12 protein-coding genes are annotated in these 21,470 nt (G+C 53.7%); 11 read left to right on the top strand and 1 reads right to left on the bottom strand.

The window, feature by feature from the left end; translation table 11 throughout:
- The first annotated feature begins 31 nt into the window (after positions 1–31).
- The 6 genes from IQ241_RS08515 (at position 32) to IQ241_RS08490 (ending at position 15,450) form a co-directional block, all read left to right on the top strand.
- A complete protein-coding gene (locus tag IQ241_RS08515) occupies positions 32–4,753 on the top strand; it encodes a type I polyketide synthase (protein ID WP_193905994.1) in 4,722 nt (1,573 codons plus the stop codon).
- Positions 4,754–4,829: 76 nt separating this feature from the next.
- Positions 4,830–9,398: a type I polyketide synthase gene (locus IQ241_RS08510; RefSeq protein ID WP_193905993.1), complete on the top strand. Its 4,569-nt coding sequence runs from the start codon at positions 4,830–4,832 to the stop codon at positions 9,396–9,398.
- A gap of 95 nt (positions 9,399–9,493) precedes the next feature.
- Positions 9,494–12,421, top strand: a complete 2,928-nt coding sequence (locus IQ241_RS08505) for an amino acid adenylation domain-containing protein (protein WP_193905992.1) — start codon at positions 9,494–9,496, stop codon at positions 12,419–12,421.
- Positions 12,422–12,433: 12 nt separating this feature from the next.
- On the top strand, positions 12,434–13,579 hold the full coding sequence (locus IQ241_RS08500) for an MFS transporter (RefSeq protein ID WP_193905991.1): 1,146 nt from the start codon (positions 12,434–12,436) through the stop codon (positions 13,577–13,579).
- 83 nt (positions 13,580–13,662) lie between these two features.
- Positions 13,663–14,388, top strand: coding sequence for a DUF4386 domain-containing protein (locus IQ241_RS08495; RefSeq protein WP_228021505.1), 726 nt, complete (start codon positions 13,663–13,665; stop codon positions 14,386–14,388).
- Between the two features lie 78 nt (positions 14,389–14,466).
- The gene (locus tag IQ241_RS08490; RefSeq protein WP_193905989.1) at positions 14,467–15,450 is read left to right on the top strand and encodes a hypothetical protein; all 984 of its coding nucleotides are present in this window, start codon (positions 14,467–14,469) and stop codon (positions 15,448–15,450) included.
- 95 nt (positions 15,451–15,545) lie between these two features.
- Here the strand turns inward: IQ241_RS08490 and IQ241_RS08485 are convergent, their stop codons facing one another.
- On the bottom strand, positions 15,546–16,349 hold the full coding sequence (locus IQ241_RS08485; RefSeq protein WP_193905988.1) for a hypothetical protein: 804 nt from the start codon (positions 16,347–16,349) through the stop codon (positions 15,546–15,548).
- 596 nt (positions 16,350–16,945) lie between these two features.
- Between IQ241_RS08485 and IQ241_RS08480 the strand changes: the two genes are divergently transcribed.
- The 5 genes from IQ241_RS08480 (at position 16,946) to IQ241_RS08460 (ending at position 21,449) form a co-directional block, all read left to right on the top strand.
- A complete protein-coding gene (locus tag IQ241_RS08480; protein ID WP_193905987.1) occupies positions 16,946–17,893 on the top strand; it encodes an NAD-dependent epimerase/dehydratase family protein in 948 nt (315 codons plus the stop codon).
- Between the two features lie 139 nt (positions 17,894–18,032).
- The gene (locus IQ241_RS08475) at positions 18,033–18,650 is read left to right on the top strand and encodes a DinB family protein (protein WP_193905986.1); all 618 of its coding nucleotides are present in this window, start codon (positions 18,033–18,035) and stop codon (positions 18,648–18,650) included.
- 118 nt (positions 18,651–18,768) lie between these two features.
- Positions 18,769–19,560 carry a thioesterase II family protein gene (locus tag IQ241_RS08470; protein WP_193905985.1) on the top strand — a complete coding sequence of 264 codons (792 nt, stop codon included), beginning with the start codon at positions 18,769–18,771 and terminating at the stop codon, positions 19,558–19,560.
- Between the two features lie 34 nt (positions 19,561–19,594).
- Positions 19,595–20,710, top strand: coding sequence for an aldo/keto reductase (locus IQ241_RS08465; protein ID WP_193905984.1), 1,116 nt, complete (start codon positions 19,595–19,597; stop codon positions 20,708–20,710).
- Positions 20,694–21,449: a gamma-glutamyl-gamma-aminobutyrate hydrolase family protein gene (locus IQ241_RS08460; protein WP_228021504.1), complete on the top strand. Its 756-nt coding sequence runs from the start codon at positions 20,694–20,696 to the stop codon at positions 21,447–21,449. Before IQ241_RS08465 ends, IQ241_RS08460 begins: the two co-directional genes overlap by 17 nt.
- Positions 21,450–21,470 lie beyond the last annotated feature (21 nt).

Here is a 21,470-nt window from a genome sequence, read left to right as displayed (position 1 = left end):
CTGCTGTTTACTCACCGAAGAGATCGTCATCATGAGCCATACTGAGGACCCCAAAACCGCCCTCTCCCCGACTAAACGTGCCCTGCTTGCGCTCAAGGATATGCAGGCAAAGCTAGAGGCCAGCGAACGCGATCGCGTCGAACCGATCGCCATTGTCGGCATGGGCTGTCGCTTCCCGGGGAGCAATACGCTAGACGAGTTCTGGCAGCTGTTGCACAGCGGCACTGACGCGATTGGGCAAACGCCTGACGACCGCTGGTCGATGGTTCAGGTCTACCATCCCGAACCGGGTACGCCAGGAAAGCTGTATGCCAGAGCCGGGGGCTATTTAGACCAGGTGGACCAGTTCGATCCGCTGTTCTTTGGCATCTCTCCCCGCGAGGCAGTCAGCATGGATCCCCAGCAGCGGCTGCTGCTGGAGGTGGGCTGGGAAGCGTTGGAGCAGGCGGGCTACGTGCCTCAAAGCCTGATCAACAGTCAGACCGGCCTGTTTGTCGGGATTATGAACCTGGACTACTTCCAGCTGGCCACCGAGCTCAGCCTGATCGACCCGCACACCGCGACAGGGAATGCCTTTAGCGTCACCGCCGGTCGGCTGGCCTATACCTTTGGCTTTCAGGGTCCCTGCATGGCGGTCGATACCGCCTGCTCTTCGTCCCTGGTGTCGGTACATCTGGCCTGTCAGAGTTTGCGATCGCGAGAATGTAACCTGGCCATGGCAGCCGGGGTCAATCTGATTCTCACACCGGTCGGCACCATCAACGAATGTCAGGCCCGAATGCTGGCCCCCGATGGTCATTGCAAAACTTTTGATGCCCAGGCCGATGGCTATGCCCGAGGCGAAGGCTGCGGCGTGGTGATGCTGAAGCGACTAAGCGATGCTGAGGCCGATGGGGACCGGATACTGGCGGTGATTCGTGGCTCAGCGGTGAATCAGGACGGTCGCAGCGGCGGCCTGACCGTGCCAAACGGCCCCTCTCAACAGACGGTGATTCGCCGGGCTTTAGAGAATGGCGGCGTAAAACCCGAAGAGGTGAGCTACGTAGAGGCCCACGGCACCGGCACTGCCCTCGGCGACCCGATTGAGCTCAGAGCTTTAGGGGCGGTGTTTGGGGCCAATCGCCCTGCCGATCGCCCGCTAATCGTCGGGTCGGTGAAGACCAACTTCGGCCATTTGGAATCGGCGGCAGGCGTCGCCGGACTGATCAAGCTGGTGCTTTCCCTGCAACATCTGGAGATTCCTCCCCATCTCAACTTTGAGACTCCCAATCCTCACATTCCCTGGGAGCAGCTGCCGATCCAGATTCCTACCCAGCCCACGCCCTGGCAGCCGCTGCATGACAAGCACATCGCCGGGCTGAGCTCCTTCGGGTTTAGCGGTACCAACGCCCATCTTCTAGTGGAGGCAGCCCCCGAACCGAAGCCGGTTGCCTGTGATCGCGAGAGTCAGCTGCTGACGCTCTCTGCCAAAAGTGAAGCTGCCCTGAACGAGCTAGTGCAGTCCTATGTTCATCATCTGTCGGCCCATCCAGAACAATCCCTAGCAGATATTTGCTATACGGCTAATACGGGGCGCACGGCCTATGACCATCGCCTGGCAGCAGTGGCAGATTCAGCCGAGGGTCTACGCCAACAGCTGGAGGCATTTCCCCAAGCACCTTCGATTGTCTGTCGTCAAATCGCCGAAACCGGTCGGCCAAAAATCGCCTTTTTGTTCACCGGCCAGGGCTCTCAGTCGCTGAATATGGGGCGACAGCTCTCCGAAACTCAGCCGGTTTTCCGAGAGACGCTGGAACAGTGCGATCGCATTTTGCAACCTCTGCTGGGTCAGTCCATTCTTGATGTGATTTATCCACCCACAGGGCATTCGCCGCTCAACCAGACGGCCTATACGCAGCCTGCTCTCTTTGCCATTGAGTATGCCCTTTCTGAGCTGTGGCGATCCTGGGGCGTGAAACCAGATATTGTGCTGGGCCACAGCATTGGTGAATATGTGGCGGCCTGTGTGGCCGGAGTTTATAGCCTGGAAGACGGGCTGAAGCTGATTGTCGAACGCGGACGCCTGATGCAGGCGCTACCCGCTGGAGGGCAGATGGCGGCGGTGATTGCGAGCTATGAACAGGTCAGCAAGGCAATCGCGCCCTATGGCGATGCGGTTGCGATCGCGGCGATCAACGGCCCTCAAAATACGGTTATCTCGGGTGTCGGAGAATCGGTACAGTCAGTGCTCAGACAGCTTGAGGCGGACGGCATCGACGTTCACCCTCTACATGTCTCCCATGCGTTTCATTCGCCGCTGATGACGCCGATGCTGGCAGCGTTTCAGCAGCAGGCCGCCGCCATTGCTCTGAGGCCGCCTAAGGTACCAATCGTTTCTAGCGTCACAGGCGAAATAGTGACCCATGAGGTCACCCAGCCCAACTACTGGCGACGCCAGGTGCGCCATTCCGTCAATTTTGCCAAAGCTATGCAGACGCTGGCCGACCAGGGCTACGAGCTGTTCTTAGAAGTGGGACCGCATCCGGTGCTGCTGGGGATGGGGCGACAGTGCCGGACGCCGGGCAGCGGTACCTGGCTACCTTCCCTGCGCCGGGGCCAGCCGGACTGGACGCAGATGCTCACCAGCTTAGGCATGCTTTGGACCCAGGGCACCCCAATTCGCTGGGCAGCCGTCGAGCCAACTCCGCGATCGCGGGTGAGCCTACCAACTTATCCCTTTCAGCGCAGCCGCTACTGGGTCAAGTCGGAAAATTCCCGTTGGGCAGCTCAGTCCCCAGTCCAGTCTCCTACTGAACTCTCCAGCCCAATCGCAGCCTCAGATGCACTTTACGAGGTGCAGTGGCAGATTGTTCCAACAGAATTTGAAGCAGCAGAAAATCAGTCCACAGCAGGCCACTGGCTGATCTTTGCCGATCAGCAGGGCGTCGGTCAGGCCCTAGCCCAGCGCCTTAGCGAACCGGGAACAACCTGCGAACTCGTCTATGCCTATCGCTCCCCTCAGACGGTTGGCCAAGTGCTCAATCCGGCTGAGCCCGAGATCTTTTCGACTCAGCTGCGGTCGCTGCTGGCAGCCCAACCCTGTCAGGGCATCGTTCATCTGTGGAGTTTAGACCTGACCGAAGAAAGTTGGGCTGATATGGAAGCGGCTCAGCGACTGGGCAGCGGCAGTGTCCTACAGCTAGTGCAGGCCGTCCGGCAGCAGGCGGCAACGCCTCGGCTTTGGCTAGCCACTCAGGGAGCCCAAGCCCTTTCTGAACGGCCTGTCGCCCTGGCTCAGGCTCCTCTGTGGGGTCTAGGTCGGGTGCTACCGCTGGAGCACCCAGAGCTGTGGGGCGGGCTAATTGACCTGGACCCCGCTGATAACTCACCAATGGCCCAGGCCGATATCGTACTGCGGCTAATGCAAACTGCTGCGGCAGAAGACTATTTAGCGGTTCGCGATCGCCAAATCTATACCGCTCGCCTGGCACCTACCCAACGGTCTGCCGTGGTTCCCTTTAAGCCCAAAAACGACAGTCGCTATCTGATTACCGGCGGCTTTGGCAGCCTGGGACTGAGCCTGGCCCACTGGCTGGTTGAACAGGGCGCTACCCATCTGACTCTGCTGGGTCGGACGGCGCTACCGACGCGATCGCAGTGGCCGAACCTACCTGCTGACAGCAAAGTTGCTCAGCGCGTGCAGGCGGTTCAGGCCCTGGAAGCGAAAGGTGCCCAGGTTGAAGTATTGCAGGCCGATGTCAGCAATTGGGAGCAGATGACGGCGGCCTTTGCCCAGCTACAAGGCTCGGCACAGCCGCTGAAGGGCATTTTTCACGCGGCGGGCCTGGTGGCCGAACAGCCGCTGGCTGAGATGAGCCAGGCTGAGCTACAGACCATCATGCGGCCTAAGCTGTTGGGAACCTGGTACCTGCATCAGCTCTCTCGGCAGCTATCTCAGAAAATGCCGCTGGAACAGTTTGTTTGTTTCTCTTCGATTGCTTCAATTTGGGGTTCCTTTGGCCAGGGCCACTATGCGGCTGGCAATGCCTTTTTGGACGCGATCGCGCATCACCGCCACGCTCTAGGACTGCCCGCGCTCAGCATCAACTGGGGACCCTGGGCTGAGGGCGGTATGGCTTCTGACGAGATTCAAGCTTTGCTCAAGCGGGTTGGGATAGAGACCTGGCAGCCCCAGACCGCCCTGGATTTGCTGGGAATGCTGATGTCCCAGGCAACCGCCCAAATCACCGCTGCTCGGGTTGACTGGTCGCGCTTTAAGTCAGTTTATGAAATTAAAGGAGCGCGATCGCTGCTGGCCGATCTCGGCACCCCAGCTGCCGAGCTAAAGCAATCCGACCATGGCCCCTCAGACTTTTTGGCAGGTCTTACCACGACACCGCAGGCCCAGCGTAAAGCCTACCTGATTGCCTATCTCAAGGCAGAGGTCGCCCAGGTTCTCGGGCTGCCTCCGACAGAAACTCTCAGCCTACGCCAGGGTTTCACCGAGCTGGGTCTGGACTCACTGATGGCGGTCGATCTGAAAGGTCGGTTAGAAGCCGGACTGGGAAAAACCCTGAGCTCTACGCTGGCATTTAACTATCCCAATCTCGAGACGCTGGCAGACTATCTGGCTCAAGCAGTGCTTGAAATTGAGCCAGTTGAATCTGCCGCAGCAGCTGAAGTTCCCGAGCCTGCTACCGAACTGGAAGCCCTTTCCGAAGACGATCTGGCCGCGCTGTTAGACCAGGAGCTAGCGGCTGTCGGTTCTCCCTAATCTCGCTATAGCCCAGGCTGCGGACTGTCCCGTTTAGCTTCATCTCTGTTGAACCCATTATTCCCTGAACAACGCCATGAATACCTCCCCGTCCAGCGATCAAAAAGAGCGGCTGAAGAGTGCGCTGATAGCCATGCGAGAGCTCAGGGCCAAGCTTACGTCCCTGGAGCAGGCACAGACCGAACCGCTCGCAGTAGTTGGGATGGGCTGTCGGTTTCCCGGCAACGTCAACAGCCCCGAAATGTTTTGGTCGCTGCTGCGCCGTGGAATAGATGCGACAACGGGGGTCCCGGCTGAGCGCGGCTGGGATTTGGCAAACCTCTACTCGGATGACCCCGATCAGCCGGGCAAGCTATATGTTTCTAAGGGCGGCTTCCTGCGTAACGTAGACCAGTTTGACGCGGCTTTCTTCGGCATTCCGCCGCGCGAAGCCATCCATCTCGACCCGCAGCAGCGGCTGCTGCTCGAAGTCGGCTGGGAAGCGATTGAACATGCCGGACTCCAGCCGGAAAAGCTGCGCGGCAGCCGTACCGGCGTCTTCATCGGCATTACCGTTAACGACTACTTGCAGCTGCAAACGCGGGCAGGCGACCTGACGGCAATCGACGCCTACAGCACCACCGGCAATCATCTGAACGCGGCGGCGGGGCGGCTGTCCTATACGCTAGGGTTGCAAGGGCCGAGTATGGCGGTGGATACGGCCTGCTCGTCTTCGCTGGTGACGGTGCATCTGGCCTGCCAGAGCCTGCGCCAACGGGAATGCGATCTGGCGCTGGCGGGCGGGGTGAATCTGGCTCTATCGCCGGATGGGTTCGTGGCCACTAGTCGGGCGCGGATGCTAGCCCGAGACGGCCGCTGCAAAACCTTTGATGCTGAGGCCGATGGCTTTGCCCGGGGTGAAGGCTGCGGGCTGGTGGTGCTGAAGCGTCTGAGCGACGCGATCGCGCAGGGCGACCCCATCTTAGCTCTAATTCGCGGTTCTGCCGTCAATCAGGACGGCCCCAGCAGCGGCCTGACGGTGCCCAACGGTCCGGCCCAGCAGGCTGTGATTCGTCAGGCGCTGGCCAACAGTGGCGTGCAGGCAGAGCAGATCAGCTATGTTGAAGCCCACGGCACCGGTACGGCTCTGGGCGACCCAATCGAGATTGAAGCTTTAGCGGCGGAACTTTGCCGGAATCGATCGACAGAACAGCCGCTTTTTGTCGGCGCTGCCAAGACTAACCTAGGCCATCTGGAATCAGCCGCTGGGATCGCTGGCCTCATTAAGCTAGTGCTCTCGCTCCAGCATCAGACCCTCCCTCCCCACCTGAACTTTAACCAGCCAAACCCTCATATTCCCTGGGCGCGGCTGCCGATTGCTATTCCCACTCAGCTCACCCCCTGGCCAGCTGACAATCAGCCGCGCCGGGCTGGCCTCAGCGGTTTTGGCGTCAGCGGTACCAACGCTCATATCGTGGTCGAAGAGGCGACTTCCCAGCCCCTAGCTGCGGCTGAAGTCGATCGACCGCTGCATCTGCTGACCCTTTCTGCAAAAAGTGAAACCGCCCTGCGGCAGCTCGCCAGCCGCTATGAGCTCTACCTGCTCACCCATACAGATACAAACCTGGCCGACCTCTGCTTTACAGCCAATACCACCCGAGCCCGGTTTAAGCATCGGCTCAGCGCGGTTGCCAGCTCCGCAGAACAGCTCAGCCAGCAGCTTGCCGACTTCAGCGCCGGTCAGGCCAGTCCAGAGCTTTGGTGTGGGACAGAATCCCAGCTGCCTAAGGTCGCGTTTCTGTTCACTGGGGAAGGCTCACAGCTGGTCCAGCAGGGCCGTCAGCTCTATGCGAGCCAGCCCACCTTTAGACAGGTACTGTTGGACTGTGAGGAGATTTTGCGATCGCGCCTCTCCATCCCCCTCTTAGCCATTCTCTATCCCACCTCGCCAGAGCAGGCTCGGCTAATTGATCAACCGGCCTACGCTCAGCCCGCTCTGTTCGCAGTGGAGTACGCCCTTTCCCAGCTCTGGCAGTCCTGGGGGGTCCAGCCCGACTGGGTCTTTGGCCAGGGCGTGGGTGAATATGCCGCTGCCTGTGCTGCCGGGCTTTACAGCCTAGAAGCAGGGCTTCTGCTAGCAGCCGAGCGGGGCCAGTTAATGCAGCAGTCCGCCGAGAACGCTGCTGAGGCAATGCTCGCTTTTGAGCGCCGCGCCGCCGAGATCGGCTACCGTCCGCTTCAGCGAGGGTTAGTATCGAGTCTCACCGGCCAGATTGCCAGTGATCAAGAATTCTCTCAGCGTCAATATTGGAGCCAGCAGCTACAGTCGTCAGCGTCCCTCGAAGTCGCCATGGAAACCCTCCAGCGACAGGGCTGTCAGATCTTTGTTGAAGTGGGTCCTGACCCTAACTTAATCAATCAGGGAAACAACCATCTCGGTCTGGCCGGCAGCTGGCTCCCGTCTCTGCGTAGCGGACAGCCAGATTGGACAACCCTACTGGAGAGTGCTGCGGTTCTAAATACTCAGGGAGTCGAGATTGACTGGCGCGGATTTGACCGGGACTATCCACGCCAGCGGTTATCCCTGCCGACCTATCCGTTCCAGCGCCAGCGGTTTTGGGTCGAGCTGCCTACCCGTTTACCGGCTGAGGCCACGTCTGCCGCTGAGCTGCTGAGCCAAGCCACCACAGACAATTCGACCGATTTGGAAGCCCAGGACCTAGAACAGCGCGTTTTGTCACTTACAGCAAAAATCACCGGGTTACAGCCGTCGCAGATTGGATTAACCCAAACCTTGGAAGGTGAACTAGGTCTCGATTCAATCATGCTGACGCAGCTGATGAACGGTCTGATGAAGCTGATTCCCACCGCAGCCCAGCAGGCTTTCCAGCAAGAGGTTTCCTTACGTGACCTGCTCCAGCTACCCCATTTGCAGGCGGTGATTGAGCTGTTGGAACCCTGGCAGGGGCAGTCTGAGCCAGAACCCTTACCAGCTTCACTGTCACCTATAATCGAGACTTCGATCGAGACAACAGACGCCCAGCCCGTCGAGCTTTTGCACGGCCAGTACTTTCACCTGATTGGTCACTGGCTAGTCAATTCCAACAGTCTATTTGCCACCGTACGGCTAGAAGGCCCATTTGACCTAGAGATTGCTCAGCAGAGCTGGCAGGACCTGATTGAGCGCCATCCGATGCTGCGATCGCGCTTCCACATCCCGCCCCAGGCCGAGCGCTTCCGCGACTTCCGTCTGGAGGTATTAACCCAGCCGTCGCTGCCAGAGATTGCCTTTACCGATCTGCGTCCGCTCAGTCCAGAAGCCCAGGCCAGTTCTCTGGTAGAAGAACGTCAGCGCTGTCTCAACTACGCCTGGTCGTTGACCCAGTGGCCGCTGCACGAGTTCTCGGTGATGCAGCTCCAGGACTCTGTTTATCAGCTCTTTTTAGGCAATGAGCACATCATCTCCGACGGCCTGGGCAATCACATTATTCTGCACGAATTCTTGGAACTGTATCACGCTCGCTGTCAGGGGCAAGTGCCTGACCTGCCTGAGGCCACAAGCCTAGCGGACTATGCCGCTACGGTCACCGCCATGAACGCCGCACCCGAGCCAAGCGCGAACCAGGCCCTGAACGAGTATATCCATCAGCAGGGACAGACCACCTACTCTTGGAATCCCGACAGCCAGCCCTTTCGCTTTGCCCTGCCGCAGTATCACAGCCAGCCCTATCAGCTCGACCGCCGGATTACGACGCAGCTGATCGCGCGAACCCGGGAATGGCGGCTGCCGTTGAATACGTTGCTGACCGGCGCTTTTCTGCGGGCGCTGAGTCAGTGCGATCGCGAAAGCGCCCAGATGATTTTGCAAATGCCGACTGGCGGCCGCGTTTATCCTCAGGTAGATGCCTCTACGCAGGTCAGCAGCTTTGCCCAGAATCTGGCCCTGAGCTTTGAGCGCGTTCAGCCCGAGGAGTCCTGGGAGTGTCTTTTACAGCGGGTACAGCAGGCGATTCAAGGTCCCTTAACCAGCGGTCTAGACCGGGCGCAAACTTACAAAATGGGGCTGACCTTCCGCGATCATCTCCCCTTAGAGTCGGGCCAAGTGCCATCCTATAGCCTCTCCATTTTTCATGAGGCGATTAAGTCGAATGTTTACCTTCCCTACACCGGACATCTGCCGCTGCAAACTCAGTACGGGCCGCTCAGCGTAACCGACTATCAGGCGGGGGGCATCAACGCGGCGGGTATTCTCGATGTTTTACAGGAGATTTTTGACGATCGGCTGCATCTGTTTGCCAGCTATGACAGCAGCTTCTTCGCCGCCGCGTCTATCGATCAGCTGATGCAGGCCTACCAGGCCGAGCTTAGGGCTCTGGCAGAGGTCAGCCCGCCGACCGTAGCCCCCCAGATGGAAGAACCGATTGACGGGGAGATTGCTGCCCTCCTACAACAGGTAGCCGCCGACATTTGTCATACGCCGATCGGCTTGCAAGATCTGAATCTCGATTTAGAAGCCGACCTGGGATTCGATTCGCTTGAGCGCATCCGTATCGTCACCCAGCTAGAGAAACAGTGGGGTTCTGTCAATCGTAAAGCACTGCTCAGCTGTCGCAGTTTGCAAGAGATGGGGCAGAGTCTACAGGCAACAACGGCTGTAGTGGGTTAAAAGAGGAAGCCAGTCTCCGGGCTCCCCCAGAATTGGGGGCTGGGGGGCGCTCCGAGCGGCTAGCGAATTAAATTTATTTACTGAGATAAAGACCCATGTCAAGACTTGAAGTTCCCTACCTGAAGATCGTTGAGCAGGCCCAACAGACCCCCGACGCGATCGCGGTCTTACAAAACAGTCAGCATGTAACCTATGCCCAGCTCGACCGCCGCTCCAACCAGGTGGCTCACTACCTGCGCAGCCAGGGCGTCGAGCCCAACTCGCGGGTCGGCATCATGACCCAGCGCGGCCCGCTGATGGTGATTGGCATCCTGGGCATTCTCAAGGCGGGTGGGGCATATGTACCTTTAGACCCGGACTACCCGGCTGAGCGCATTCGCTACATTCTTGACCATGCCGAGATTCAAATTCTGCTGAGCGAGCAAGAGGTTGCGGCTGCGTTGTCCACCTGTCTGGTGCCACCGCTGTCCCTGCAACAGCTGTTATTTCTGGATATAGGAACTCCCCTTGAGCTTGCAGGCGCGATCGCGCAAATCTTTCCAGAAATCTGGTCTAAAAGTGCTGATACGGGACCAGCGATTGAGCCTAATCCAGACGATCTGATGACCGTTCTATACACCTCAGGCTCGACCGGGCGGCCCAAGGGGGTGATGCTCAGCCACCGGGGCTATATGAACCGACTGGACTGGATGCAGAAAACTTTTCAGCTGCGACCGGGCGATCGCGTGGCGCAGAAAACCTCTTTTTGCTTTGACATTTCGGTCTGGGAACTCTTCTGGACCCTGATGGAAGGGGCAAGCATCTGTCCGGTAGCGAGAGAAATCGTCCTCAACCCCTGGGAGTTCGCTCGATGGATGCAGACCCAGCGCATTCAGGTGATGCATTTTGTGCCTTCACTGTTTGGCGAGTTCATCAATGCCCTAGCGAACCAGTCCTGGCGCTTTCCTGACCTGCGCTGGCTGATCTTTAGCGGCGAAGCGCTGCCCGCCGACTTTATTCGACAGTGGATCGATCGCCATGGATTAAAGACGGGTCTGGCTAATCTTTACGGTCCGACCGAAGCCTCAATCGATGTCACGGCTCACCTGATCGAATCTCGGCCAGAGCGCAGTATCCCCATTGGCAAAGCCATTGACAATGTCTATATCCGCATCTTAGACGCGCAGATGCAGCCAGTGCCGCCCGGTGAGCTGGGCGAACTCTGGATCGGCGGCGTGCAGCTGGCGAAGGGCTATCTTAAAGACCCCGAACGCACGGCGTCTACGTTTCAGCCCAACCCGTTTGCCGACATTCCGGGCGAGACCCTTTACCGCTCTGGTGACCTGGCGAAAGAACTGCCCGACGGCAACTTTGAATATCACGGTCGAATCGACCACCAGGTAAAAATTCGCGGCTTCCGGGTAGAGCTAGGCGAGATTGAAAATGCGCTCATCCTCCATCCTGCCGTTCAGGAAGCCGCTGTCCTCGCGATGGATTATGAAGCTGGGCAAAAGCGTCTGGTTGCCTGGCTTGCGGGCCAAACCATCGCCGCCCGAGAGCTGAAACAGTTTCTGGCTGAGAAGCTGCCCCACTATATGATTCCCCAGCGGATCGAGTGGCTGCCTGGGCTGCCCAAAAATCACAACGGCAAGCTCGATCGCAAAGCGCTGCTAGCCCCTCAGCCTGTCGCCCCTCAGCCTGTCATAGCGGATGCGCCGTCAGCCGCTACATCCTTTCCGCTGGCCCCGGCTCAGCGCTGGATTGTCACCTACTTTGACCCGCCCTACCAGTGGGCAGGCTGTAGCCGATTTCGCTACCAAAAGGCGCTGGATATGGGCCGATTCAGTCTGGCCTTCAACCAGGTGATTGCTCGACATTCGGCTCTGCGCATGGTGTTTGAAATGCAGGATGGCCAATGGCGGCAGCAGCTGCTCCAGCCGCCGCCCTTAGAGATTGCCCTCTGCGACGGTAGCTGCTTTGCACCCGAAGATCGCGATCGCTACGTCGAATTCAAAATTCAACAGACCCTTCAGCAGCTGCGCCTAGATCGGTGGCCCCTGTTTGCGTTAGTCGTCGTCAAGGTGCATGAAACCTGCTACGACATTACCTTAGTAGCCCACCACATGATTGCCGATTTGCTGGCGGGCAGCGTCCTATTTCGCGATCTCTGGCAAACCTACGATCGGCTGCTGTCGGAGGGTCCGGCTCCTGATGGGACGGTATCGGCGAACTATCTCAGCTACATCCAACGGCTGCAGACCGCTGAGCAGCAGGGCGAATTGAACAGCCACATCGACTATTGGCAGGCCCAGTTTCCCTCCGAGGCATCCGCCTTTCAACCCCCGTTCGACTATGTCAAAGGGGCAAATATCGAAGCCTCTACCGCGAGCGAGCAGATTCAGCTAACGCCGGCTGAAACGAATCGCTTACTTCAGGACGCCAAGCAGCGCTATCGGTGCAATGTCTATTGGCTATTGCTTGCGCCTCTTTACCAGCTGCTTGCTGACTGGTCAAAAAAAGAATGGATTGTGGTCAGCCATCGCAGTCATGGCCGAGACCTGGGCCAGGGTCAGGTATTCTGGCAGAGCTTCGGTAACTTCGCCGTCAATTTTCCAGTGGGTCTCCAGGTGAGTTCCGGCGATCATTGGCAGACCTTAGTTGCCCAAATTGGGCAGCAGTTTGCCGCTCTGCCCATGAATGGCGTCACCTACGACTGGATTGGGGAACTGCTGCCCGACCATCTCTACCCCGATGAAAAGCTTACCCCGGTCAGGGCAAACTATCTGGGCAATCGCTCCCTCCCCGGCTCTGAGGTCTTTGAGTTTATCCAAGCCGACCGCGATCGCCGTTTAGCCCTGCCGGAACAAAAGCGCACTACCCTGCTGGAATTCTTTTTCTCAATCAGCGAAGGCGTGATGGAACTAGAAATCGAATATTCACGAAATTTCTATCGCGCAGATACCATTCAACAGCTTGCCCGGCAATATGTTGACCAGATGCAGAACCTGCTCTTGAAATCTATCAAATCAGCCTCCAGTCCCTAGCTCTTAATTATTATGCAAAGAATAGCTTCCTCTTCTACATCTCCCTTTTCAAGCGGTTTACCCGCTCTCTATGCTGTTGCTTTCCTGTCAGGAATTTCGCTCGGCTTATTCAATCCGTTTATTTCAACACTAATGGCTCAGCAGGGGATTTCAGACCTTTGGATAGGTGCAAACTCAACACTTTATTTTTTGACAATTGCCATCGGCACTCCCATTGTTGCTAAACTGCTTCAACATTTTGGGCTACGCAAAACGATGATCGCTGGCTTTACTCTTATGGCTGCAACAGCTCCTTTGTTTCCATGGACAGATGACTTGTTGCTATGGTTCATCCTGCGAGCGGTAATGGGCGGTGCAGTCTGTTTGTACCTGGTTTCGGGACAAACCGCAATTAACTACTTTTGCACAGACAGCAATCGTGCCATAGTCAACGGGATTGATGCCCTCTCGTTCAGTTTAGGGTTTGGTCTAGGTCCGCTGATTGGCGCTATAGCCTACGATTACTCCCCAAAGATTACATTCAGCCTAGGCAGCTTACTGATCTTAAGCGGCGTCTTATTCATCTTATTTGGCCTGCCAGAGAAAAAAATTCGCTTTCAGCCCTTACGCTTGGGTGTCTATAAACGGATAAAATTACCTCTACAGGGCGCTTTTTCCTATGGAGTGGCCATTGCTACTTTGGTATCACTTTATCCAGTTTACTTACTGCGGCAAGGATACCCCATTTCCCAAATTGGCTATACCTTTAGCGCATTTATTTTAGGTGGGCTGCTGGCAACCCTGCCTGTTACCTATCTAGCCGATCGTTTAGGCAAACTTCATCTCCTTAAGGTAAGCATAAGTGTAATTATTTTCTCTATTTTGGGATTATCTTTTGTTGATACCATCCCAGTAGTATATTTAATCGCTTTTGCTACGGGTGCAGCCATGAGCCCAATTTTTCCTCTGGCCCTAGCAATTATTGGCGGCCAAATTGCGAATCGCGATCTGCCTTCGGGAAGTAGCCTATTCACGGCTGCCTATAGCGTTGGCTGTACAGCAGGTCCGATCCTATCGGCGATTTCGATGCACTATTTGGGCAACCGCTATTTGTTTGCGCCTATCCTATTCACATTCCTGATCCTAGCTTTCTGTCTATTGTTTTTTGAGAAACGATAGACAAAGCCAGACCAAAAAATAGAATTCACATTCCAAATCGCAGTTATACTTTAATCGTCAATGATGGATTCTCTTTGAAAGCTATGAACACAAGTTTTTCGCAAAAACAGGTGATGACTGGCGTCAATAACCTTCCTCAAATTGCTTCCGTTCTGCTGGTTCTAGAAATTGTTTTCTTTATGACCGCGTTTGTGGTTCTAGGTCAGGCTATCGATTGGCCCGCTAGCTTAGATGAGCCAGCTTCTGTTGTATTACCACGATTGGTTGCCCATCAGGGCTCCGTTGTTTTTGGCTACTATAGCTACCTTCTATCAGCAATTTTGCTAGTACCACTTGCAATCGTTTTGCACTGCTATTTTGGTCTCAAGCAGAACCCACTTTTACTGAGCGCAACTGCCTTTGGCATCATAAGCGGCGCTATGAAAAGCCTGGGAATTATACGCTGGCTCTTTTTAATGCCATACTTGGCTAATCGTTACGTTGTATCAGACAATTCACCAGCACTTCAGGAGACTATCTCACTTCTATACGATACGTTTAACCTCTATGCTGGCAAGGTCGGTGAGTATATCGGTGTTCAAATGTTCACCGCTCTTTGGGTCGGGCTATTATCGCTCGCAGTTTTGCGCTCTCGGCAGCTGCCTATTTGGCTTAGCGGGTTTGGTATTGTAGTTGCGATCGCGTGGCTGCTCAGTTTGCTAGGTGATTCAGGCATAAGCTTGTTTGAATCAGCTGTCTTTATTAGCACTACACTGCTTAACTTTTGGTATTTGACCCTAGCGATTGTCTTGGTCAAAGGGCATCGCTAAGGGTAGTAATAGGTAAGAATGACCAAAATCAGGGATTCGCATTGATTGAGTTATGACATTTTATCAAGGATTCTCAAAATGAGAAAGAAAATTGTCTTTACTTCTCTGGCCTTAGGCAGTACCGTAGCAATCTCGGTATCGTTGCCAGCTAAAGCTGCTAATCTTGATCTGAGCCAGTATGACTATACCCAACTAAAGAACATTTCTGCTCGTCCCCTACAGTCAGATAATCAACTGTTGCTAACGGGCGACCCTAGCCAAAATCAGGGATTTACCGCTTTTTTCAATCTAGACTTTTCAGCTCCAGACGTTGGCCATATCGAAATCAGCAAAAACGCTCCTGGCAATATTGCTCCGTACTACACAACGGGCAAGCACGCGAGCCCAGAATTACCTCCTAGTGGGGCAACTCGTTCAGCTAGCTTGACTGACATTCTTGGATTTGCAAACTTTTCAACTTTTCTGAATAGCAACAATCTTTCCTTGGACAAGATCGGTATAAGTTACGGACAAAAAACGGATCGTGACCTCACAGAAACTTGGAATTTGGGTACTGATCTGCTAGGCCAAAACTGGTTTGCAAGTCCTGACTCAACTGTAGAGGAAAGAATTTACAGTGCTAAGCCAGAAGATGTTGAAATCTTTCTGATTTACGAAGATACTAAGTTCATCGACTTCGGCTATTCTGACTTCTATAATGTTTTAGAGTATGGCAGCACGACAGCCATTGAAGATGATTTCGATGCAATTTTTTCAGATCCTTTCTCTGCTTCGCAAGAAGACGATCTGTCACCTTTACTCTCAGGCTTGGCTAGCTCGTTCCTGAGAGATGTTGAAAATGCTGGCGGAGGCATTCAGGCTGTCTATGAAGAAGGTCAGGTGCAAGATCCTATTTTTTCAGTAGGCAATGGATATGGGGTTGTATCTTTCCCCTTTCCGGTAAGCTTAAGAGCTGTTCCTTTAGAAGCAGAGAAAGTGCCTGAGCCTTCAAGCATATTAGGACTTGCTTTACTATATGTTTGGACTGTCACTAGCTACAGAGGCAAAGCTTGGCCATCATAGAAGAGCAAAATAATGTAGTCTATTAGTGATTAGCTCTTAGTTTGTAGACCAAGCGTTAATCATTAATAGGCTGAAATACTGTACTCTCTATAGAATTACGAGCGCAGTTTGGAGACTAATAGTCCAAATCCAACTAAGCATATTCCAATTAAGCTATTGCTTAGATCAGGGACCTCTGTAGTCGAAATTTCTAGAAGCTCTCTATCTCCGCGTGCCTCAATAAATTTTAAGCCAGTGGTATCGACTTCGGCACCGGCAGATTGAAGAAAGTCACTAAACTCTTGAGAAATATTCAAATCAACGTTTTCCAACACTAGCATTTGAGTCGATGGGTCTAACGTGATAGGGCCTAGAACCGAAACATCAAATAGGCGGAACTCGGGAAAGCGCTGCTCATCTTCTTGAGCAATAAAAATTTGAAACTCTGGGCTAAAAAAGTTGGACGGCACAAAAGTTGAAAAGTTATCAAACCTTAATATCGGATCTAAATCAAGTCGCTCAGTGTTTACGATAAATTCGAAGCTTGCGTCAAAAGATTCTATTCCCCCTAGTGGGACTGTAGAGAGAGCTCCCTCTATCTCAATTACTTCAAAGGCTAAATTGCTGCGTCGTAAAGTATTTGAATCTGGAGGGATAAATTGAAATCCAAAGTCGAAGCCCTGAGCTGGCGTAGCAGTAGAAATAGGCGGAAGCAAGTCCAACCCCAAATTTTCTAAAATATCGACTGTTTCGGGAACGAAACGAATGCTTTCGCGTCCATCTACTTCTAAAAAAGTTTGAGCGTAGGCAGGGGGAGTTGGCTTTACAAAAACGGAGGCAGCCGTAATCAGGCAGAAGGGTGCCCAGCCATGAGGCTTAAACAAAATGGTGCAAGCTGATAATAGCTGAGTTGCTTTCATTGCATCGTTACCAAATAAATACTTCTAGCTTAATTTGCTAAAATCCTAAGCGCATATAGTTCTTTCTGTGTGAAAGTTTAGGACTATTAAGCTCATAGGCTGTGAGTTTCATTTAAACCAAAACATTTCGTTTTTTCAATGGAGATAAGTAAACTGTATTAATTTATCATGAAGATGATCATTAAAGATACAGCAGTGTCTTGTTCTATACAGGAAAATGAAGCCGCAGGTGTTAAACTATGAAACTTAATTTAGAGAGCCCCAAACTGGCGAATATATGCTTCAAGCTCAGAGATTTTACTTTTACCAATAGACACTTCGAGCGGCTGCCATATCGCTCATTGTCGAGGGTCGCAATCCCAAAATCGCCTTGATATTTTAGACAGGACTTAAATTTTTCGTGGTGCGCTAGCGAGATTCTTCCTAATTGAGCAGATAAGGAAACTTGATTGCTAATCGAAGAACGGATCCGTCCTCGAAGCTTTGCCTAGATTAGACTGCCATTATTTCGACAGACACAAGCCCTTTGCAACAAGGAGATTGCTATCACTGATTGAATTTAGTACCTGTCACTGTGTCATATAGAGTATAGAAAGATGCCTGATACTGTTATTTCCAATTTTCATACTATTCTCGGTGCCGGTCCAGTAGGGCTGTCAGTTATGGATCATCTGCTGGCCAAACAGCAGCGTGTTCGGCTAATCAGTCGCAGTGGTCGAGCGCAAGTACCTTCGTCAGTCGAAGTTTTGGCAGGTGACATTACCGACCTCAATTTTGCGAGGGAAGCTATTAAGGGCACAGATGTTGTCTACAACGCCCTTAACCCACCTTATCATCGTTGGCCAGAGCTCTTTCCGGCAATTCAGCATAGTGTTTTAGAAGCAGCCGCAGCCACTGAGGCCAAGTTAGTCGTCATGGATAACCTTTATATGTATGGAAAAACGCAGGGTGAACCTATGACTGAAGACCTACCTTACATGGCTCATACCCGTAAAGGTAGAGTACGTGCCAGGATGGCGACCGATTTACTTGATGCTCACCGAGCCGGTAAAGTGCGGGTTGCTATTGGGCGGGCATCTGATTTTTTTGGCCCTCGGGTGCGAGTTTCTGCTGTAGGCGAGCAAATCTTTCAAGCAGCCTTACAGGGACGCGCTGCCCAAGTGTTCGGAGACCTTGATCAGCCACACACGTTTACTTACATCGTAGATGTGGGGGCTGCTCTTGTTCTATTAGCAGAGGAAGAGACCGCTTTGGGACAAGTTTGGCATATACCGAATGCAGAAACGTTGACTACTCGCCAGTTTATTAATCAAATTTTCATACAGGCTGGTACTAATCCTCAATATCAGGTCGTTTCCAAACCGATGTTGAGACTACTTGGCCTGTTCAATAAGTCTGCCGGGGAGTTAGTAGAGATGCTTTACGAATTTGAAGAGCCCTTTGTTGTAAACCATGATAAGTTTTCCAATGTATTTTACAATCTGGCAACGCCTTTATCGAAAGCTATTTCAGCAACCCTGAAATGGTTTCGAGTCCGATCTTAGTATTTATATACTACCTGAATCTGCTGCAGGCTACTTACAGATAAAGAATCTCCTAATCAAAGAAAAAAAGATCTAATGCAATACATTATATTTTCTCTTAATGTTAAAAGTAATCAGCTAGTCCGGAAAAGGAACAGAAATGAGCTTTGCAGAAATTTTAGTCCCTCCGCTGCCACCCATTAAATCGTTTTCCAACCCTTTTGTGCAGAAAATTCGCGATCATCAAGTATGCTTTCATCGAGCGATTGATTCTTTCAAGGAAGAAGATTCCGATTTTAAGCCAACAGAAGATACGTTGACCGTTGCAAGTCAAGTTCTACATGTCGTCATCGCAAATGAATATTTCCTTTCAGGCATGTTTGGCCCTTATGAAGGCTATGCTCCGCTATGCGAACGCGAAGCAGTTAAAGATATGACTTGGATAACTATGGCTGACGAAAGAGCGCTAGGAGCAGTCATTGATGTTCAGAGGTGGCCTTTGGCTGCTGCTGCTTCGACTTCTTTGAGAAAAGCCTTAGTCCTGTTCGATGGCGTTATGGATGCTGCTGTGGAAATGTTTGGGAGCAGAACAGTTGAAGAGATTGAGAAGTCTTTCTCACCAGAAAGTCCCGTTGTACCTGCTGACTATACCCATGTAGACATTCTTGATTGCATGATCGATTATATTGCTCATCATAGAGGAGCCCTTGTAGCGTATGCTCATCTTCTCGGAAGGAGCCAAAAATCCCTTATTTTGAGCTATCCGAAGCTATGGTGAGATCAGAATACATGGAAGCAGCAAAAGCAGCTATGTAGACTTCAAATATGTTTTGAATTGCATAACTAGATCATCCCTTAGAGGATTGTCTATTTACTACCTAAGAATGTGAAGGTTGATGAATATGACCCAGGGAGCCGCCAGTTGGATAGTGTGTCCTAAGCCAAGACCAGAAGCTCGATTGAGGCTGTTCTGCTTTCCCTGTGCAGGCGGGATGGTGTCTGCCTACAGCCGCTGGGCTACGCTGTTGCCTGCCGGGGTGGAGCTCTGCGTCATTCATCTGCCAGGTCGAGGCAAGCGGATTGCGGAAAATCCCTATGTTCGTTTAGCACAATTGCTACCGGTGCTAACTCAGGCGTTGGAGCCCTGTCTGAATATACCTTTTGCTTTCCTGGGCCACAGCATGGGTGCTGTTCTCGGTTTTGAGGTAGCGAGAGCGCTGCGACAGCGGCAGCCACCGGGGCCAATGCAGCTCTTTTGCTGTAGCTGCCCCGCTCCTCAGATCCCGATTGCAACGCCCCACATTCATCCGCTGCCGGAGCAAGCCTTTATCACCGAGCTCAACCGCCGCTACGAAGCCATTCCAGCCTCCATCCAGCAAGACCGTAGCATTCTGGAACTCTTTCTCCCCAGCCTGAGGGCAGATTTCACCCTGCTGGAAACCTATATCTATGTTCCAGATCGGCCGCTGGACTGTCCGATTAGCGTCTATGCCGGCCAGCAGGACAACGCCGTGAGCAGTTTAGACCTAGCGGGCTGGCGCGACCATACCAGCGGCTGCTTTGACCTGAAGATATTTCAGGGCAATCATTTCTTTTTGCACCATCAGCCCCAGCCTTTTCTACAGACCCTGATCCAGTCTCTTGCCGCTTTAACCGATCAGCCTGCATTGATGGCTGAGATAGGATAGCGGAGACAGTTGTTTAGATAAACTCAGTCATCAAATGGTAATTTCAGGTCGGGCGACCCCTGAGGGGACAATGGGCTATCAGCGGCGGCAGCAGCAATGTGACCCGTCTCATTTCAAGTCGGCGGTGCTGACGGCAAGCTCCATTGGCATTGGCACCTATCTGGGGCCGATAGACGACCAGACCGACGGGCTGATGCGTCAGGCGATTGTAGACGCGATCGCGCAGGGCATCAACGTCGTAGATACCGCCATTAACTACCGCCACCAGCGCAGCGAACGCGCCGTCGGGCAGGCACTTCAGCGGGTTTTCAATGAGGGAATCGCCGCTCGCGAGGAAATCATTGTTTGCTCGAAGGGTGGGTTTGTCCCGCATCCTGACCGGGTAGCCTGGTTTCGTGAAACCTATGTTGAGCAGCCCAACGCCGCGATCGCGATGGCTGACCTAGCTGAGCAGCGGCACTGTATGCACCCTGAATACCTCCGGGATCAGCTGCATCGCAGCTTGGAGAATCTGGGGTTAGAAACCATCGATATTTACTATCTGCACAATCCAGAAGCCCAGCTTTCAGCGGTTTCTCCAGAGGTCTTCTATGAACGGCTGGAGGCAGCCTTTGCCGTGCTAGAAAACGCGGTTGTCGAGGGCAAAATTGGGGCTTACGGAATTGCCACCTGGGATGCTTTTCGCGTTCCTTCCACTCAACCCGCTCATATTGATTTGGCTAAAGCGCAGTCCATCGCTCAGGCGGGTTCCAAAAGCGAGAAAAGCGCCTTTGAATACATTCAGCTGCCGCTCAATCTGCTAATGCTAGAAGGGGCTAACCAGGCGACTCAGACCATTGATGGTCAGAGCGTTACCACAATTCAAGCGGCTGAAACATTAGGGCTGACGCCGATTGCCAGCGCCGCGATCGCGCAGGGAGACGAATTCGAAAAAATGCTGCCTTTTCTGGATTTCGCGAGGGACTATCCTCTGACCTTAGGCCAGCAGGCGCTACAGTTTACCCGCAGCGTCCCGGGCATAGCAACGGCGCTTGTCGGGATGAAAAAACCAGAGCACGTGGAAGCTAATCTCAAGCTCGTGTCTGTCCCAGCATTAGAACCCGCGGTCGTCAAAACTATCCTCCAGGGAACCCATGCTGAATCAAAGTAATCGTCCCCCCGTGATCGGGATTACGGCCTACGGTCGGAACGGAGACCAGCAGTACTACCAGTACGCCAACTACGTGGATGCGGTGCGGGAAGCGGGCGGCGTCCCGATTTTGCTGCCGCCTGAAGAAACTCAAATTGATACCCTGGTCGGTTTGGTGGATGCCTTACTATTCACCGGCGGCGGAGACATTGACCCCAGTCGCTACGGCGGGGCTGGTCACAGCACTATCTATCGGATCGATCCAACGCGCGATGCGTTTGAAATTGAGCTGGCTCGGGCCGCGATCGCAAAAAACGTTCCCCTGCTGGGTATCTGTCGCGGCCTCCAGGTACTGGCGATCGCGAGCGGCGGCTGTCGGCTCATTCCCCACGTGCCGGACCGCTTTGGCGAACAGGTGCCCCACCGCGTTCACCAGAGCCAGCCAACGACCCATATTGTGCAGCTAAGAGAGCAGAGCAAGCTAGCTAAAATGGTCAACAGCCAACGCATCGAGGTGGTTTCATGGCATCATCAGGCGGTCGAAAAGACTCCAAACGGCTGGCGCGCCGTGGGTTACGCCGCCGATGGCCTGATTGAAGCGCTGGAGCATGAGCACCATCCCTGGGCAATTGCCTTACAATGGCACCCGGAAATGTCGCTGCCAAACGACTGTAGCCAGGCGCTGTTTAAGGCGTTTGTTGCGGCAGGCAAACTCTACTCCCGGTGCGGCGTGAGTCAGTCGGCTCTGGCAACCTGTTAGCGGGTCGTAACATTTGCCTAA

The organism is Vasconcelosia minhoensis LEGE 07310 (assembly GCF_015207255.1).
Taxonomy (GTDB): Bacteria; Cyanobacteriota; Cyanobacteriia; order Phormidesmidales; family Phormidesmidaceae; genus Vasconcelosia; species Vasconcelosia minhoensis.
The sequence above is the reverse complement of the archived record's forward strand: the minus strand, read 5'-3'. Positions and strand labels throughout refer to the sequence as shown.

Bases quoted from the DNA above. Each gene is read 5' to 3' on its own strand.
- IQ241_RS08475 (WP_193905986.1), top strand. From the start codon at position 18,033: ATGAGCTTTGCAGAAATTTTAGTCCCTCCGCTGCCACCCATTAAATCG.
- IQ241_RS08485 (WP_193905988.1), bottom strand. From the start codon at position 16,349: ATGAAAGCAACTCAGCTATTATCAGCTTGCACCATTTTGTTTAAGCCT.
- IQ241_RS08495 (WP_228021505.1), top strand. From the start codon at position 13,663: ATGAACACAAGTTTTTCGCAAAAACAGGTGATGACTGGCGTCAATAAC.
- IQ241_RS08480 (WP_193905987.1), top strand. From the start codon at position 16,946: ATGCCTGATACTGTTATTTCCAATTTTCATACTATTCTCGGTGCCGGT.
- IQ241_RS08500 (WP_193905991.1), top strand. From the start codon at position 12,434: ATGCAAAGAATAGCTTCCTCTTCTACATCTCCCTTTTCAAGCGGTTTA.
- IQ241_RS08505 (WP_193905992.1), top strand. From the start codon at position 9,494: ATGTCAAGACTTGAAGTTCCCTACCTGAAGATCGTTGAGCAGGCCCAA.
- IQ241_RS08465 (WP_193905984.1), top strand. From the start codon at position 19,595: ATGGTAATTTCAGGTCGGGCGACCCCTGAGGGGACAATGGGCTATCAG.
- IQ241_RS08490 (WP_193905989.1), top strand. From the start codon at position 14,467: ATGAGAAAGAAAATTGTCTTTACTTCTCTGGCCTTAGGCAGTACCGTA.
- IQ241_RS08510 (WP_193905993.1), top strand. From the start codon at position 4,830: ATGAATACCTCCCCGTCCAGCGATCAAAAAGAGCGGCTGAAGAGTGCG.
- IQ241_RS08470 (WP_193905985.1), top strand. From the start codon at position 18,769: ATGAATATGACCCAGGGAGCCGCCAGTTGGATAGTGTGTCCTAAGCCA.
- IQ241_RS08460 (WP_228021504.1), top strand. From the start codon at position 20,694: ATGCTGAATCAAAGTAATCGTCCCCCCGTGATCGGGATTACGGCCTAC.
- IQ241_RS08515 (WP_193905994.1), top strand. From the start codon at position 32: ATGAGCCATACTGAGGACCCCAAAACCGCCCTCTCCCCGACTAAACGT.